This window comes from Cohnella thailandensis, from assembly GCF_014212135.1.
Taxonomy (GTDB): Bacteria; Bacillota; Bacilli; order Paenibacillales; family Paenibacillaceae; genus Cohnella; species Cohnella thailandensis.
Window position 1 is genome coordinate 60,744 of the sequence record NZ_JACJVQ010000001.1, and the last position, 14,669, is coordinate 75,412.

At 55.8% G+C, this 14,669-nt stretch carries 13 protein-coding genes and 1 pseudogene; 1 reads left to right on the forward strand and 13 read right to left on the reverse strand.

Annotation, left to right across the window (positions count from 1 at the left end; translation table 11 throughout):
• Positions 1–12: 12 nt before the first annotated feature.
• The 4 genes and pseudogenes from argB to H7B67_RS00260 form a co-directional block, all read right to left on the reverse strand.
• Positions 13–783, reverse strand: coding sequence for an acetylglutamate kinase (gene argB, locus H7B67_RS00245; RefSeq protein ID WP_185117841.1), 771 nt, complete (start codon positions 781–783; stop codon positions 13–15).
• Between the two features lie 28 nt (positions 784–811).
• The gene (gene argJ / locus H7B67_RS00250; protein WP_185117842.1) at positions 812–2,035 is read right to left on the reverse strand and encodes a bifunctional ornithine acetyltransferase/N-acetylglutamate synthase; all 1,224 of its coding nucleotides are present in this window, start codon (positions 2,033–2,035) and stop codon (positions 812–814) included.
• Between the two features lie 30 nt (positions 2,036–2,065).
• The gene (gene argC, locus H7B67_RS00255) at positions 2,066–3,124 is read right to left on the reverse strand and encodes an N-acetyl-gamma-glutamyl-phosphate reductase (protein WP_185117797.1); all 1,059 of its coding nucleotides are present in this window, start codon (positions 3,122–3,124) and stop codon (positions 2,066–2,068) included.
• A gap of 282 nt (positions 3,125–3,406) precedes the next feature.
• Positions 3,407–3,712 (reverse strand): annotated as a pseudogene (locus H7B67_RS00260) (helix-turn-helix transcriptional regulator); the annotation flags it as partial.
• Between the two features lie 164 nt (positions 3,713–3,876).
• Between H7B67_RS00260 and H7B67_RS00265 the strand changes: the two are divergent.
• Positions 3,877–4,149: an Atu4866 domain-containing protein gene (locus tag H7B67_RS00265; protein WP_185117799.1), complete on the forward strand. Its 273-nt coding sequence runs from the start codon at positions 3,877–3,879 to the stop codon at positions 4,147–4,149.
• 121 nt (positions 4,150–4,270) lie between these two features.
• Here the strand turns inward: H7B67_RS00265 and prfB are convergent.
• The 9 genes from prfB to H7B67_RS00310 all read right to left on the reverse strand — a co-directional run bounded on the left by prfB (position 4,271) and on the right by H7B67_RS00310 (position 14,610).
• A protein-coding gene (prfB, locus tag H7B67_RS00270; RefSeq protein WP_221468627.1) for a peptide chain release factor 2 occupies positions 4,271–5,396 on the reverse strand; the annotation gives its coding sequence in 2 pieces (ribosomal slippage) (positions 4,271–5,317 and positions 5,319–5,396; 1,125 coding nt in all).
• 100 nt (positions 5,397–5,496) lie between these two features.
• Positions 5,497–8,007, reverse strand: a complete 2,511-nt coding sequence (secA, locus tag H7B67_RS00275) for a preprotein translocase subunit SecA (protein ID WP_185117800.1) — start codon at positions 8,005–8,007, stop codon at positions 5,497–5,499.
• Between the two features lie 193 nt (positions 8,008–8,200).
• Complete coding sequence (gene hpf / locus H7B67_RS00280) at positions 8,201–8,770, reverse strand: ribosome hibernation-promoting factor, HPF/YfiA family (RefSeq protein WP_185117801.1); 570 nt, start codon at positions 8,768–8,770, stop codon at positions 8,201–8,203.
• A gap of 287 nt (positions 8,771–9,057) precedes the next feature.
• The gene (locus H7B67_RS00285) at positions 9,058–9,255 is read right to left on the reverse strand and encodes a cold shock domain-containing protein (protein WP_185117802.1); all 198 of its coding nucleotides are present in this window, start codon (positions 9,253–9,255) and stop codon (positions 9,058–9,060) included.
• A gap of 123 nt (positions 9,256–9,378) precedes the next feature.
• Positions 9,379–10,557: a UDP-4-amino-4,6-dideoxy-N-acetyl-beta-L-altrosamine transaminase gene (pseC, locus tag H7B67_RS00290; RefSeq protein ID WP_185117803.1), complete on the reverse strand. Its 1,179-nt coding sequence runs from the start codon at positions 10,555–10,557 to the stop codon at positions 9,379–9,381.
• 10 nt (positions 10,558–10,567) lie between these two features.
• Positions 10,568–11,515, reverse strand: a complete 948-nt coding sequence (locus H7B67_RS00295) for a dTDP-glucose 4,6-dehydratase (RefSeq protein ID WP_185117804.1) — start codon at positions 11,513–11,515, stop codon at positions 10,568–10,570.
• A gap of 16 nt (positions 11,516–11,531) precedes the next feature.
• Entirely contained in the window at positions 11,532–12,605 is a 1,074-nt protein-coding gene (pseG, locus tag H7B67_RS00300) for a UDP-2,4-diacetamido-2,4,6-trideoxy-beta-L-altropyranose hydrolase (protein ID WP_185117805.1), read from the reverse strand.
• Positions 12,602–13,849 carry a flagellin lysine-N-methylase gene (gene fliB / locus H7B67_RS00305; RefSeq protein ID WP_185117806.1) on the reverse strand — a complete coding sequence of 416 codons (1,248 nt, stop codon included), beginning with the start codon at positions 13,847–13,849 and terminating at the stop codon, positions 12,602–12,604. Before fliB ends, pseG begins: the two co-directional genes overlap by 4 nt.
• A 35-nt stretch (positions 13,850–13,884) precedes the next feature.
• The gene (locus H7B67_RS00310; RefSeq protein WP_185117807.1) at positions 13,885–14,610 is read right to left on the reverse strand and encodes a cytidylyltransferase domain-containing protein; all 726 of its coding nucleotides are present in this window, start codon (positions 14,608–14,610) and stop codon (positions 13,885–13,887) included.
• Positions 14,611–14,669 lie beyond the last annotated feature (59 nt).

Sequence of the window (14,669 nt, forward strand, 5' to 3'; positions counted from 1 at the left end):
TGTGATAAAAGATTAACCTCGCAAAATACGAGTTCCGATTCCGCCTTCGCGAACCGCGCGGCTCAGAACCTTCGGCGTCGCTCCGTCCACGATCAGGACTTCCTTCACGTCGCCGTGCAGGCAGCTCATGGCCGCTCGCACTTTCGGAATCATCCCGCCGTAGATCTCGCCGCTCGCGATCATCTCCTCGATGTCCGCGAACGTTACTTGCGGCAGCACCTTTTTCTCCCCGTCTACCGTCCTCATGATGCCGGGAACGTCGGTGACGACGATCATTCGCTCGACGCCCAGCCCGGAAGCGACCGCTCCCGCCGCCGTGTCGGCGTTGATGTTGTAGCGCTGGCCTTGCTTGTCGATGCCGATCGGAGCGATAACCGGAAGATAGCCCAGCTTCAGGATGCCCTCGATCAGCTCCGAGTTGACGCCTACGGTGTCCCCGACAAAGCCCAGCTCGCCGGCGTTCTCGACCGGCTGCGCCTCGATCAGGCGGCCGTCCGTGCCCGACAGGCCCAGCGCCTTCGCCCCGTTCTGCTGCAGCTTGCGAACGATCTCCTTGTTGATGCGCCCCGCGAGCACCATCTCGACGACCTCGAGGGTCGCTTCGTCGGTCACGCGCAGCCCGTTCAGGAACTTGCTCTCGATGTTAAGCTTGCCGAGCGTCTCGTTGATGGCCGGCCCGCCCCCATGGACGATAACCGTCTCCACTCCGCTCTCCTGCAGTTCCCTTATATCTTGGAAAAAAGCGTCCGGAAGGGCAGCCAGCGTGCTGCCCCCGCACTTCATGACGAATCTCTTCACTGACCGCGCCCCCTTACGTCCGGTAAGCGGCGTTGATCCGGACGTAGTCGTACGTCAGATCGCAGCCCCAAGCGACCGCTTGCCCGCTTCCGTAGTTCAGGTCGACGCGAATGGCAACCGTATCGCCTTTAAGGTAAGCGAGCGCCTCATCCTCGTCGAACGCCACCGGCCTCGACTGCTCCAGCACGGAGATATCGCCGAGCCGGATATCGACCGCGTTCACGTCGACCGGACGCCCCGCGCGGCCGACCGCCGCGATGATCCGGCCCCAGTTCGCGTCGGCGCCGAAAGCGGCGGACTTCACGAGGCTGGACCCGATGATCGTCTTAGCGATCGCTTGCGCGTCCTCGTCGGACCGCGCGCCGGTTACCGTCGTCTCGATCAGCTTGGTCGCGCCTTCGCCGTCGCGGGCGATCGCCTTCGCCAGAACCTCGCACACGTAGCGGAGGCCGTCCGCGAACGCCGCGAAATCCGGATGCTCGCGGGTCAGCTCCTTGTTGCCGGCCAGGCCGCTGGCCATCGCCACGAGCATGTCGTTCGTGCTCGTGTCCCCGTCAACGGTGATCATGTTGAACGTCACGTTGGTCGCTTCGCGAAGCAGCTCTTGCAGAAGTTCAGAAGATATCGAAGCATCCGTCGTTACGAAGCCGAGCATCGTCGCCATGTTCGGATGAATCATGCCCGAGCCTTTGGCCGCGCCGGCGATCGTCACTTCCTGCCCGTCTACGGTTACGCGGACGCAGGAGGTCTTCTTCACGAGGTCGGTCGTCAGGATTGCTTGGCAGAAATCGTCCGACCCTTGCTCGTTCGCCTGAAGCTTCTCCGGGAGCTTCGCGATGCCGGAGGACACCCGATCCATTTTCAACAATTCGCCGATAACGCCCGTGGACGCCACCGCGACTTGGTGCTTCGGAATGCCGAGAGCTTCGGCCATCTCGGATCGCATCGTCCGGGCGTCGTCTTCGCCTTGCTTGCCCGTGCAGGCGTTGGCGTTGCCGCTGTTGACCAGCATCGCGCGCAGCTTGCCTTCCTCCGCCAGGCTCTCCCGCGTCACCTGAAGCGGTGCCGCCTGGAACAAATTCGTCGTATATACGGCCGCCGCCGCGGCGGGGACTTCGCAAACAATGACTCCCAGATCGTGTCTGTCCGTTTTTTTCAGGCCGCAATGCAGTCCGCCCGCCTTGAAGCCCTTAGGCGTCGTGATGCCGCCCTCGATGATAGCGTATGTCTTCCCCATGGTCACTCTCGTTCCTCCGTTATGGGTCTATTATGGATAAACCGGCGTAAACAGCAGGCCCAGCGTCTCGTCCCAGCCCATCATCAGGTTCAGGTTCTGGATCGCTTGGCCGGCCGCGCCCTTCACGAGGTTGTCGATGACGGAGATGATCGTGATTCTCCCCGTTCTCGCATCCACGTTCATGCCGATGTCGCAGTAGTTCGAGCCATACACTTCCTTCGTCGCCGGATACGTCCCCGTCGGGCGCACGCGCACGAAGCGGCGGCCTTCGTAAAACTGCCGGTACAGCTCGTTAAAGTCGGCGCTCGTACGGCTTTTATCCGTCAGTGTCGCATACATCGTGCTCATAATCCCGCGAGTCATCGGAACCAGATGGGTCGTGAAGGTCGTCGTGACCGGCCTTCCGGCCGCGCGCGACAGAACCATCTCGATCTCCGGCGTATGCTGATGGACGCCCACCTTGTACGCCTTGAAGTTCTCGTTCACTTCGGAGTAGTGGTTCGCCATGCTGAGGCCGCGTCCGCCGCCGGATACGCCCGTCTTGGAGTCGATAATGATCGTGTCCGGATCGATCCAGCCCGCCTTAACGGCAGGGTACAGGCCCAGCGTCGTCGCCGTCGGGAAGCAGCCCGGGTTGGAGACGAAGTCGGCGCCCTTCACTTCGTCCGCGAACAGCTCGCTCATGCCGAACACGGCGCGGTCCAGGTAGCCCTGCTCCGGCGCGTCCTTCTTATACCACTGCGAGTAAACGTCGGCTTCCTTGAGCCGGAAGTCTCCGGATAGGTCGATCACCTTCAGGCCCGCTTCCAGCATAGACGGCACCAGCTTCGTGCTCACGCCATGAGGGGTCGCGAGGAATACGACGTCCGCTTTACTCTTCAGCAGCTGCGGATCGACTTCGTCCAGCGTGTCCGTGACGATCTCGTACAAGTGAGGAAAACCTTCCGAATAAAGAGTCCCCGCGTTGGACGAGGAGACGACCGAGGTGACCGTCACGTACGGATGAGCGGCCAAAAGGCGAATAAGCTCCACGCCGCCATACCCGGTGGAGCCGACGATCGCCGCGCGTACTTGAGTTCCGTGTGTCATATGCTATCTCTCCCATTTTAAGCCAGTTAAGAGGTTCCGATATTTAAAAAACGGCTAATCCGCCGAGCACGATCCGCAGGATGCCACAATTTCCTTCTATAGACAAACCTTTCTCATTGTAACGAATTCCGACTGGGAAGGGAAGTTCATTCGCCGATTCCCGCACAATGCCGAACGTTTTGGTTCCGAACGATAATTCTGTATTATTATACAACCGGAAGTGTAATTATACAATGGTTTTTGGAGTCTTTAAATGTGGATGAACCGTGACGTTATGCGGACCTATTCGGCCGACTCTACTTCCCGCAGCGCTTCTCGCCATCCGCGGATATCCCGAATCGGCGGTTTACCGAATAGGCGCGAATATTCTCGGCTGAAATGGGACGGACTCTCGTAGCCGACCTGGAAAGCGACAGCGGCCGCTTCGGAAGCTCCCGCCAGGAGAAGGCGCCGCGCTTCCTGCAGCCTCAGCCTCTTCTGATATTGGATCGGGCTCATCGCCGTCACTTCTTTAAAGTAGGTATACAAAGACGAGGAGCTCATGCGAGCTTCTTCGGCAAGCTCTTCGATGCGGATAGGCTGAGCGAATCCTTCGATTTCGAGGATGGTTCCATCGCTTCGATCGCCGTCCTTTTCGCAGATGCTTTTACTTTAGGATGTTTTGGAGGATTAGGCAAGAATGCTGCAGCTTCCGGCTACCGCCCCATTTCGAGGAGACCGCATAATGAGAAACATAGAAAGGAGAGATCAATATGAAAGAAAATCATGCAGCACCCTCCTCTTATGTCGGCATGTGGGTGACGAAAGACGGTTATATTCGGCACGAGCTGCTGCCCGGCGGGCGATACGACGAAGCCAGAGGCAATCGCAAAAGCGCCTATCAAGGCCGTTATGCCATCGAAGGCGATCACATCGAATACGTGGACGACACCGGGTTTACGGCGGACGGCGATTTTAGGGATGGAGTCCTGTACCATGCGGGCATGGTGTTATACCGGGAAGAGAAGGATGACGCGAAGGACTAATTTGAACGAGCTCGTCGTCCGGCCGTCGGCTCAGACGGCTTGATTGATGCGGGATCGTAAGAGAATGCAAAAAGAAGGCGTCTCCCGTACGGAGAGGCCTTCTTTGTTTTGCAAAAGTTATTTATTCGCTCGCTTCCGGCTGCTGGATCTGGCTGCGCAGGTAGCCGTCGATAAACGGATCGAGGTCTCCGTCCATGACCGCCTGCACGTTGCCCGTCTCGACGCCCGTGCGGTGATCCTTCACCATGCTGTACGGATGGAACACGTAAGAGCGGATCTGGCTGCCCCAGGCGATATCCTTCTGCTCGCCGCGGATGGCCGCCAGCTCCTGTTGCTGCTCCTGAATCTTCAGCTCATAGAGCTTGGACTGAAGCATCTTCAACGCTTGCTCGCGGTTCTGGATCTGCGAACGCTGCGTCTGGCAGGCTACGACTATTCCCGTCGGGATATGCGTCATCCGGATCGCGGAATCCGTCTTGTTGATGTGCTGACCGCCCGCGCCGCTGGCCCGGTAGGTGTCGACCCGTACATCCTCCATGCGGATCTCGATCTGAACGTCGTCCGGAATCTCCGGCACGACGTCGCAGGAGACGAAGGACGTATGACGGCGTCCGGAAGCATCGAACGGGGAGATCCGAACGAGGCGATGAACGCCCTTCTCCGCCTTCAGATAGCCGTACGCGTTATATCCACGAATCATGATCGTGACGCTCTTGATTCCGGCTTCGTCGCCCGGCAGATAGTCGAGCAACTCGACCTTGAAGCCGCGCTTCTCCGCCCAGCGGGTGTACATGCGGTACAGCATGGACGCCCAGTCCTGCGACTCGGTGCCGCCGGCTCCCGGATGAAGCTCCAGAATCGCGTGAGACTTATCGTAAGGCTGGTTAAGGAGCAGTTGAAGCTCGAACGCGTCGACTTTGCCCGTCAGGGCCTTCACGTTCGACGCCCAATCCGCTTCCAGCTCCTCGTCGGTCTCCTCTTCCAAGATCTCCTGCATCGCTTCGAGATCCTCGAGCTCACTGTTCAGGGCGCCGAATTGTTCGACGACTCCCTTGACCGCGTTCATCTCGGAGATGACGCCTTGCGCCTTCTCGTTATCGTCCCAGAAGTCGGGCGCGGACATCTTCACTTCGAAGTTCGCGATCATCTCCAGCTTGAGATCTAAGTCAAAGAGACCCCCTAAGTTGCTGGAGTCGCTTCGCGGTCTCGCGAAGATCTTGCTTTACCGAAGTATCGGCGATTGCCATGTTGAACCACCTCTTGAGGTTATTTTGGGGGACGGACGCGGCGAAACGGCGCCTACGCCGCTGCGATCCGAGCAGCGAAGCGCCGTTTCCAACCTTCCCTCTAGCTTATGCGTCCGTGACACAATTTGTATTTCTTGCCGCTGCCGCAAGGGCAAGGGTCGTTCCGGCCGATATTCTCGACCTTCTTGGCCGGGCGCTTCGGACCTGCTTCCGCCTTCGTGTCGACGGCTTGGCCTTCCGCCACCGCTTCGCGCTTCACGTTGCTCTCGACTTGCGCCTTCATGATGTACAGCGTGATCTCTTCTTCGATCCGCTCGATCATGGAGAGGAACATGTTGTGGCCTTCGAATTGGTACTCGCGCAGCGGATCGTTGCCGCCGTACGCGCGAAGGTGGATGCCTTGGCGCAGGTGATCCATCGCGTCGATGTGGTCCATCCACTTGCTGTCGACGGCGCGAAGCACGACGACCTTCTCGAATTCGCGCATCGTCTCGGTGCCGATGTTCGCTTCTCTCTCGTCGTAGTACTTGTTGACGCGATCGAAGAGCCACTCGACGAGCTCATCCTTCTCCTTGCCCCAGATGTCATCCTTCGTGATGCTATCGTCAGGCAGGAAGTTCTTATGAGCGTAGGCGATCAATCCTTCGAGATCCCAATCCTCCGGAACCTCTTCGCCCGGGCAGTGGTTCTCTACCGTGCGTTCCACGACGGAGCGGATCATGCCGGTCACGATCTCGCGGATATTCTCCGAATGGAGAATTTGGCGGCGATCCCCGTAGATCTTCTCCCGCTGCAGATTGATGACGTCGTCGTACTGCAGGACGACGCGGCGGGCATCGAAGTTGCTGCCTTCTACCCGCTTCTGGGCGGACTCGATCGCGCGGGTGATCAGCTTGCTCTCGATCGGGGAGCTCTCGTCGAAGCCGAGGCGCTCCATCATGCCCATAATATTGTCGGCGCCGAACCGGCGCATCAATTCGTCTTCCATCGACAGATAGAACTGGGACGAGCCCGGGTCGCCTTGACGGCCCGCGCGTCCGCGCAGCTGGTTGTCGATCCGGCGGCTCTCATGGCGCTCGGTGCCGATGATGTGCAGGCCTCCGAGCTCCGCCACGCCCTCGCCGAGAATAATGTCCGTACCGCGGCCCGCCATGTTGGTGGCGATCGTCACGGTTCCGTGCTGTCCCGCGCTCGAGATAATGGCGGCTTCCTCGGCGTGATACTTGGCGTTCAGCACCTGGTGCTTGATACCTTTCTTCTTCAGCATCTCCGAGACGCGCTCCGAATTCTCGATGGACACCGTGCCGACGAGAACCGGCTGGCCGGTCTTGTGGCGCTCGACGATCTCGTCGACGACCGCCTTGAACTTGCCGTTCTCCGACTTGTAGACGACGTCCGGGGAGTCCGTCCGAATGTTCGGGCGGTTCGTCGGCACCTGCACGACCTCGAGGCCGTAAATCCGCTTGAACTCTTCTTCCTCCGTCTTCGCCGTACCGGTCATGCCGGCCAGCTTGCGGTACATCCGGAAGTAGTTCTGGAACGTGATCGTTGCCAAGGTCATGCTCTCGTTCTGAACCTGGAGCCCTTCCTTCGCTTCGATCGCTTGATGCAGCCCGTCGCTATAGCGGCGGCCGGCCATCAGACGGCCCGTGAACTCGTCGACGATGACGACTTCGTCTTCTTGAACGACGTAGTCGACGTCCCGCTTCATAATAAAGCGAGCACGCAGCGCTTGGCTGATATGGTGGTTCAGCGTCACGTTCTCATGGCCGAACAGGTTATCGATATTAAACGCGCTCTCCGCCTTGCTGACCCCTTGGTCCGTCAGCGAGATGCTGCGCATTTTCACGTCGATCGTGAAGTCTTCCGTCTCCTCCAGACGCGCCACGAAGCGGTCCGCCGCATAGTACAGCTGCGTGGACTTCTGAGCCTGTCCGGAGATAATAAGAGGCGTCCGCGCTTCGTCGATGAGGATGGAATCCACTTCGTCGATGATCGCGAATTGAAGAGGACGCTGCACCATCTGCTCCTTATAGAGCACCATGTTGTCGCGCAGGTAGTCGAAGCCGTATTCGTTGTTCGTGCCATAGGTAATATCGCAAGCATAAGCAGCCTGCTTCTCTTCATGGCTGAGGCCGTGAAGGTTGCAGCCGACGGTCATGCCCAGGAACTCGTACAATTGCCCCATCAGCTGGCTGTCGCGCTGCGCCAAATAATCGTTGACGGTGACGACGTGCACGCCTTTGCCTGCAAGTGCGTTCAAATATACCGGGAGCGTGCCGACGAGCGTCTTCCCTTCGCCTGTCTTCATCTCGGCGATCTTGCCGGAATGAAGTACCATGCCGCCCAGCAACTGCACGTCGAAATGACGCATCTTGAGCACGCGCTTGGAAGCCTCGCGAACGACCGCGAACGCCTCCGGCAGCAGGTCGTCGAGCTCCTCGCCCTTAGCCAAACGGCCTCTGAATTCGTCCGTCTTGGCGCGAAGCTGCTCATCGCTTAATCCCGTAAAAGAAGATTCCAATCCATTGATCTGTTCGACGGTCTTCATGAGCCGCTTGACTTCACGTTCGTTGGGATCTCCAAACATTTTTTTCACTATTCCGAGCATAGTCTACCCCTTCCCTCTGTGCGGGTAAAGCCGTATCTACTTATTTTAACAGTTATATAGGGGGCGGGCAAGGAAGGGAGGCCGGATGCCGAATATAGGCAATCCGAGGAGTGCGCGTCTTGGGAAATAGGAAAGCCTGCGTCCTCGCGGCTCCATCGGAGCCGGCGGGTCACAGGCCTGTTGAACGTTCTATTTATTCAGCGGACTCGATCAGTCCGTATCTTCCGTCGCTTCTGCGGTAAACCACGTTCACCTCTCTGGTGTCGGAATTCGCGAACACATAGAAGTTATGTCCAACCATGTTCATCTGGAGGATCGCTTCCTCGACGTCCATGGGCTTCAGGTTAAACCGCTTCGTGCGGACCAGTTCGTACTCGTCTTCCTCTTCGAATGTCGCGAGCGCCGCCGCGCCCCTTGAACCGGTTCCATATTCCTCCTTGAACAGAGCTCTGGACGATCCGTCTTGGCGAAACTTGCGGTTGACCTTCGTCTTGTGCTTGCGAATCTGCCGTTCCAGCTTGTCGGTCACCAGATCGATCGAGGCATACATGTCCTCGCTCTTCACTTCGGCCCTAAGCAGAACGCTTGTCAAAGGAATCGTGACCTCGACGGCATGCAAGCCCTTGGTGGCGCTTAGCGTTACCTGCGCGTCGGATAAGGGAGGTGCTTCCAAATACCGTTCCAACCGGCTCAGCTTCTTCTCGACGTATTCCCGAAGAGCGAGAGTGACTTCCATGCGCTGACCACGAATGTTGTATTTCATAGGCATTCCTCCTTTGCGTGCCTTCATCATACCACATCAGGAGGGGCCGAATCATTACATTCCGATAATAATTTTGAATTATTTGAAAACTTGGCTCGGAAAGTGTAAAACTAATAGTAAGCGGTTTCATAGTTTCGTGGTAAGAGACGTAGCGGGAGCGGATCGTCCCCTCTTCGAACGCAACAAGAAACCCCGGATCTCTCCGGGGCTGGGTGGCCGGCAAATCGTTACGGTAACCGGTTCTTTCTCTATCCCTTTATGCTAAGGTGACGCAGACGCGCCAATGATTACGCTTTAACGACGTTTGCTGCTTGCGGGCCTCTTGCGCCTTGCACAATGTCAAACTCGACGGATTGGCCCTCTTCAAGGGACTTGTATCCGTCCATTTGGATTGCGGAGAAGTGTACGAACACGTCGCCGCCTTGCTCTGTCTCGATGAATCCATAACCCTTCTCTGCATTGAACCATTTAACTTTACCTTGCATGTGCTGAACATTCCCTTCATTTTCAATTGACATAGGCGATTTGGCCTGGCCCACACCCCGAATATACCATTAGGGATTTATTGGTGTCAATGGGGTAAATGTAAGCGGTAACATCTAATTTCTTTAATTGTAGAATGTCCCCAATAGGTCTGCAGTCTCCCTTACGGAAGCGATCACATATTCGACATCATCATTCGACATCGCCGGGAAAAGGGGTAGGGATAACGCGGTACGATAGTACTCCTCGGAATGAGGAAATGCTTCTGCCGAGTAACCTTTGTCGCTGTAATAGGGTTGGCGATATATGGGTATGTAATGCACTTGAACTCCCAAGTTCCGGTCTCTAAGCTCCGCGAAAGCCCGGTCGCGCCCGCCTGCGAAGATAGTCTCATCCCAACGAAGAACGTACAGATGCCAGCTGGATTCGGCTGCCGGATGCTGCTTGGGGACGATTAGGCCTGGAATGCTCCGGAAAGCCTCGTCGTACATCCGAGCGATCTCCCGCCTCCGCTCGACGAAGCGATCCAGCTTGTCCATCTGGGAAGCGCCTAATGCCGCCTGCAGATCGGTCATCCGGTAGTTGTATCCAAGCTCTTGCATCTCGTAATACCATGGGCCGTCGTTGCGCGTTAGTCTCTTCGGATCCTTAGTCGTTCCATGAGAACGGAACGTAAGCAGCCGATCGCGGTATTCCTCGCTATCCGTGACGATGACGCCGCCTTCGCCCGTCGTCACGTGCTTCACGGGGTGGAAGCTGAACATCGTCATATCCGCCCATGTGCCGACTTTCTTGCCTGCGTATGACGCTCCGAGAGAGTGGGCCGCATCTTCGATCAGGATGAGACCACGGTCATGTGTCAGCATGGATAGCCTATCCATCTCGGCCGGTTGTCCCGTTAGGTCGACGGCGATGATCGCTTTGGTACGAGGAGTAATCGCCTTCTCCGCGCTGATCGGATCCAAATTGTAGGTGACCGGATCGATATCCGCGAATACCGGAGTCCCTCCCTGGTAAAGCACGCAGTTGCTGCTCGCCAGAAAGGTAACCGGAGTCGTGATGACCTCGTCGCCAGGGCCGATACCTGCTGCGTGACAAGCGCCATGCAGGGCAGCCGTGCCGTTACAGAATGCTACCGCGTATTTCGCCCCGACATATTCCGCTATTTTCCGTTCGAATCGCTCGATGGCAGGTCCTTGGGTAATAAAGTCCCCGCGAAGAACATCTACGACCGCTTGAATATCATCTTCGTCGATGAGCTGCTTGCCGTAAGGGAGAAGCGTTTCCCTCTTCGTTGTCGTCATGCCCTGCACCTCAAATCAAGTTAGTCGTGCGAATCCAGTCCTCGGTGCGCCGGATGCCTTCCTCCAGCGTCACTTGCGGCGTCCATCCGAGCAGCCTCTTTGCTTTAGAGGAGTCGCACAGAAGCTTCGCGATTTCGCTTTGAGGGTGAATATGCTCGACATGCGCGATCCGGGCCGGGTCCTGCATGATCATCTCCGCCAGCTCGTTGATCGAAATATCGCGACCGAGTCCGGCATTTACGATGTGGCCGTTCACCTCGTTCGAATATCCCGCCTGTACGACAAAGTTCGCGCAGTCTTCGACATAAAGCAGGTCTCGGGTCTGGGTGCCGTCCCCGTAGATTTTGATGTCTAGTCCTGCAACTTTATTTTTGAGGAAAATGGCGACAACGCCGCCTTCGCCCCCCGTCTTCTGATAGGGTCCATATGTATTGAAAGGCCGGATAACGACAGCCGGCAAGCCGTAGGCATAATAATAGGAGAGAACCATATTCTCCGCCGCAATCTTGCTGCCCGCGTAAGGGGATGCCGGCTTGATCGGATGATGCTCCGCGATGCCCGTCTCCTCCGTGCAGCGATCGTACACCATGCAGGTGCTCATGAACACGACCTTCACGTTGTGCTTACGGCATTGCTCCATGATGTAGAAGGTGCCGACCGTATCGTTGTTAAAAGTCGTTCGAGGATCGTCGATGGAATCCTGTACGTTGATCGAGGCACCTAGGTGGTAGCAGATGTCGAATCGGTGCTCGGCGAAGAGGTTGGTTAGCAGAGATTCGTCCAGGATCGAACCTCGGATAAATGCTCGGAGTCCCGGGTGGCTGCCGAACTCCTCGATGTTCGCTTCTCGGCCATTGGACAGGTCGTCCAAAATCCAGACAGAATGACCGTCGTTCAACAGCTGCTTCGCCACCCAGCGGCCGATAAAGCCGGCACCTCCGGTTAGTAGGATGTTCATGGTGTTCTCTCCTTGCTTATTTGTTGTCCAATGCTAACATTGCCGCCAATACGGGACTCTCCGTGCGCTCTGCATCGCTGGCGGTTAACTCGAACGCCTTCCGTGTCATTTTCAATAGTGCTTGAGGCGATTTCATGGCTCGCTTAATTGCTTCAGAATAGGTTGCTTCATTGGTATCGCCGCTCTCGCCCAGATATTCAATGGCACCCATACGAGCCGCATATCGAACGCTCTCTGCTTGATTGTCCGCAACGACCGTTACGGCCGATGGAAGTCCTAGGTAGCAGCGCTCCCACATGCCGACGCCTCCCGCCCCCAACGCGAAATCCGCATTCGCGATCAGTTCCGCCATGTTCTCCGCCTGGACATGCAGCGTGACATGTGGTAGAGGTTCGCACATCGCTGCGATCTCATGGTGAAAGGGATTGGATGAACCGATAACCACGTCCGTATGGAAAGAAAGGTCGTCGCTAGGCAAATGCTTTAGCGCTTGCAGGGCCTTCGCCGTCTCATTAGTCGGATCGCTGCCTCCAAAGAAGACAAGCATTCTCTCCAACATGCCGATACGAGCTCTCAGCGTCCTCCTCGCCTCGTAGAAGGAAGGGCGAAGCAGCAAAAATCGGGGACCGAGCAACTGCAAGCAATGTGGCGGAACAAGTTTATTATAGCGTGTTTCCATTTGCTCATAAGCGTTCTGGTCGAGGAGAATATCGCAGTCATGAGGGCGGTTGGCCAGATCGTCGATAACGAGCATGTGCTTGGCGTAAGGACCTACAGCTGCTTCCCACTCTTTATCGATTCCATAATGGTCGATTATAAGCCAGTCGGGCGATTCAATTGATTTTGCCAAAATCGTCTTCGTGGCTGCAGCGTCAACTTCCGATCTAAATTCGCCATTTTTCGACTCGATCCATTCGACAGAATAACCCTTATCTCGAATATATTCGCCAAGGTGTCCGGGAAGCCTCCTGCAGATGAAGATGGACTCCATGTTATAACGACGCAAGCTGTCCGCCAAGGTGAGGCATCTTATCACGTGCCCCGTGCCGATTGCGGTAGAAGCGTCTATCCGGAAGTAGGCTTTACTCATTTGGAATGCACCATAACAACGAGGGACAGCGGCCCCAATGCATTTACCTGTTCCTCTTCGCAAATATCGAGAACCATCTTACGGAAGCCGTGAATATGTTCAAAATTCTTGGTGAAGGATTGAACCAGCTTCACGGCCAGTTCGGCGTTGATTCCGCCATGATGGGCGGCCATTCCGATTAACTGCGTGCGAAGCAGCGAATAAATGATCCCAAGGTAGCTCGTATTCTCGAAGAAACCTCGGTTATTGGTTAACGGAAAAGCCGTCGAATAAATATAATTCACGAGATAATTTTCGAACAAGTACTCATACTCTTCGATAAACGGCCGATAATACTGCTTCTCTACCTTACCGAAGTACTCGGTAAATTGAGCCATATCCGCGCCATTGACTTCTTGCATGCCTGCGATGTAATCATTAAGGCAATCACCATACCGACGATTATGCCACAGCTTCTTCTCGAGGATATTCAGCAGAATCCGGTTAGTGAGCTTTAACTGAAACTGTGGATCCGCAGGGAAAGAGGCTTCCAGATCCAATTCGCTTCCCCGCTCCAGACTGGCCATGACATTAGCGATATAGCCGGCAGCGTTCGACGCCTTATTCTGGGTCAAGTAATCTTCGACTTGGTCCGCCAAAACCGCCAATCTCATGAATCGGTGCTCCAGGCTAAAACGACGGTCCTGAAGAAGCCGGATGGCCGCAATCCTGATTTCCCAGAAAGAGTTGGCCAACGGATTGCTCGTATTCTGAGTAGCGAACTTGGAACTGATCTGCACGTTGCGCCAGGTTAACTTCGGCTCATAAGAGAACTGGATGCCTTTCGGGTTTAACAGAACGACTCGGGCCGCTTCCGGACAAGAGAGCTCGGTAGAAACTTCTTGAACTCCATTTACCATGTTGACTACGCGCGGGTAAGTGGCGCAAGTTCCCGACAAGTAGTCTTCGCCAATGGCTGCTTGAATCGAACATAAGCCGCCATCTAGAAATCCGCAGTTGCCCGTTGTCGAATTGATATTCATGCGGGCATAATCATGCGGTTTTCTCTGATCTAGAGGAGTTTCGATCAGCTCGGTTGCGAATTTTTTGCTTAATTCTGGATGATCGACCCTTTTATACTTCTCGAAAGTGTCTTTGTCGACACTAACTCTCCACCCGGCACAACAAGTATCCTCGCAAGCGGAACCGATGCATTTGAAATCTCGCATATAATCGGGCATTAAAGCTGTTTCGCCTGTCGACATATATTATTCCATCCCCTTCGATATAAGTTGCTATGCTAAATGACTGGCTTCTGTTCGATATGAGAGTTTAACGCGGCAACTTCGGGGTTGCGGTTCAAGTATTCGACGATCTCCGCAGAGGAAACTAGCTTATTGCCATCAAAGGCATCGGCTACTGTACGACAGAGAGCATAATCCTCCTCCGTGTCCAGCGTGATCCTCAAATCCGGATACCGAAGCGTTGAGGGAATTTCAACTGGCGTTGTCACGAACTGCTCCGGGTACTCTTTCGCATAGTAAGTGACATGCTCCCGGTGTCGGGGCTCTCGGCCTAGTTTGTCCATTCGTAATAGGGCCTCGTAAGAGACGAGTTCCACAACCAAGCCTCTCGGCAGCTCCCCGTTCCATACAATCGCGTCTGAAGGTTGCTGCCTCATCGCCTCCACAAACAAGTCTCCCAATTCATAATCGACGAACGGACAATCCCCTGTCACTCGCATGACATAATCCGGATTATATGGTTTGGCTGTATCCACATAACGAGTTAAGACATCGTCCTCCGGCCCTCGATAGCACATTACTCCATATTCGGCACACCATTGCTGGATCAGATCGTCCTGGGCAAGATGCGAGGTTGCCACGATAACGTCTAGTATATTCTTAACTTGTCTGCAGCGGGAGACGACGTAATCGAGCACCATTGTATCCCCGAGCGGCATAAGGACCTTGCCCGGTAGTCGGGATGAGCCCATTCGGGCTTGAATGATAATGAGGGTTTTCATGAGTTTTCAGCTCCAAGTCAATTCACCGTATGTTCCCTATATCGGCTAACTACAATTGA

Bases quoted from the DNA above. Each gene is read 5' to 3' on its own strand.
- argB (WP_185117841.1), bottom strand. From the start codon at position 783: ATGAAGTGCGGGGGCAGCACGCTGGCTGCCCTTCCGGACGCTTTTTTC.
- argJ (WP_185117842.1), bottom strand. From the start codon at position 2,035: ATGGGGAAGACATACGCTATCATCGAGGGCGGCATCACGACGCCTAAG.
- argC (WP_185117797.1), bottom strand. From the start codon at position 3,124: ATGACACACGGAACTCAAGTACGCGCGGCGATCGTCGGCTCCACCGGG.
- H7B67_RS00265 (WP_185117799.1), top strand. From the start codon at position 3,877: ATGAAAGAAAATCATGCAGCACCCTCCTCTTATGTCGGCATGTGGGTG.
- secA (WP_185117800.1), bottom strand. From the start codon at position 8,007: ATGCTCGGAATAGTGAAAAAAATGTTTGGAGATCCCAACGAACGTGAA.
- hpf (WP_185117801.1), bottom strand. From the start codon at position 8,770: ATGAAATACAACATTCGTGGTCAGCGCATGGAAGTCACTCTCGCTCTT.
- H7B67_RS00285 (WP_185117802.1), bottom strand. From the start codon at position 9,255: ATGCAAGGTAAAGTTAAATGGTTCAATGCAGAGAAGGGTTATGGATTC.
- pseC (WP_185117803.1), bottom strand. From the start codon at position 10,557: ATGACGACAACGAAGAGGGAAACGCTTCTCCCTTACGGCAAGCAGCTC.
- H7B67_RS00295 (WP_185117804.1), bottom strand. From the start codon at position 11,515: ATGAACATCCTACTAACCGGAGGTGCCGGCTTTATCGGCCGCTGGGTG.
- pseG (WP_185117805.1), bottom strand. From the start codon at position 12,605: ATGAGTAAAGCCTACTTCCGGATAGACGCTTCTACCGCAATCGGCACG.
- fliB (WP_185117806.1), bottom strand. From the start codon at position 13,849: ATGTCGACAGGCGAAACAGCTTTAATGCCCGATTATATGCGAGATTTC.
- H7B67_RS00310 (WP_185117807.1), bottom strand. From the start codon at position 14,610: ATGAAAACCCTCATTATCATTCAAGCCCGAATGGGCTCATCCCGACTA.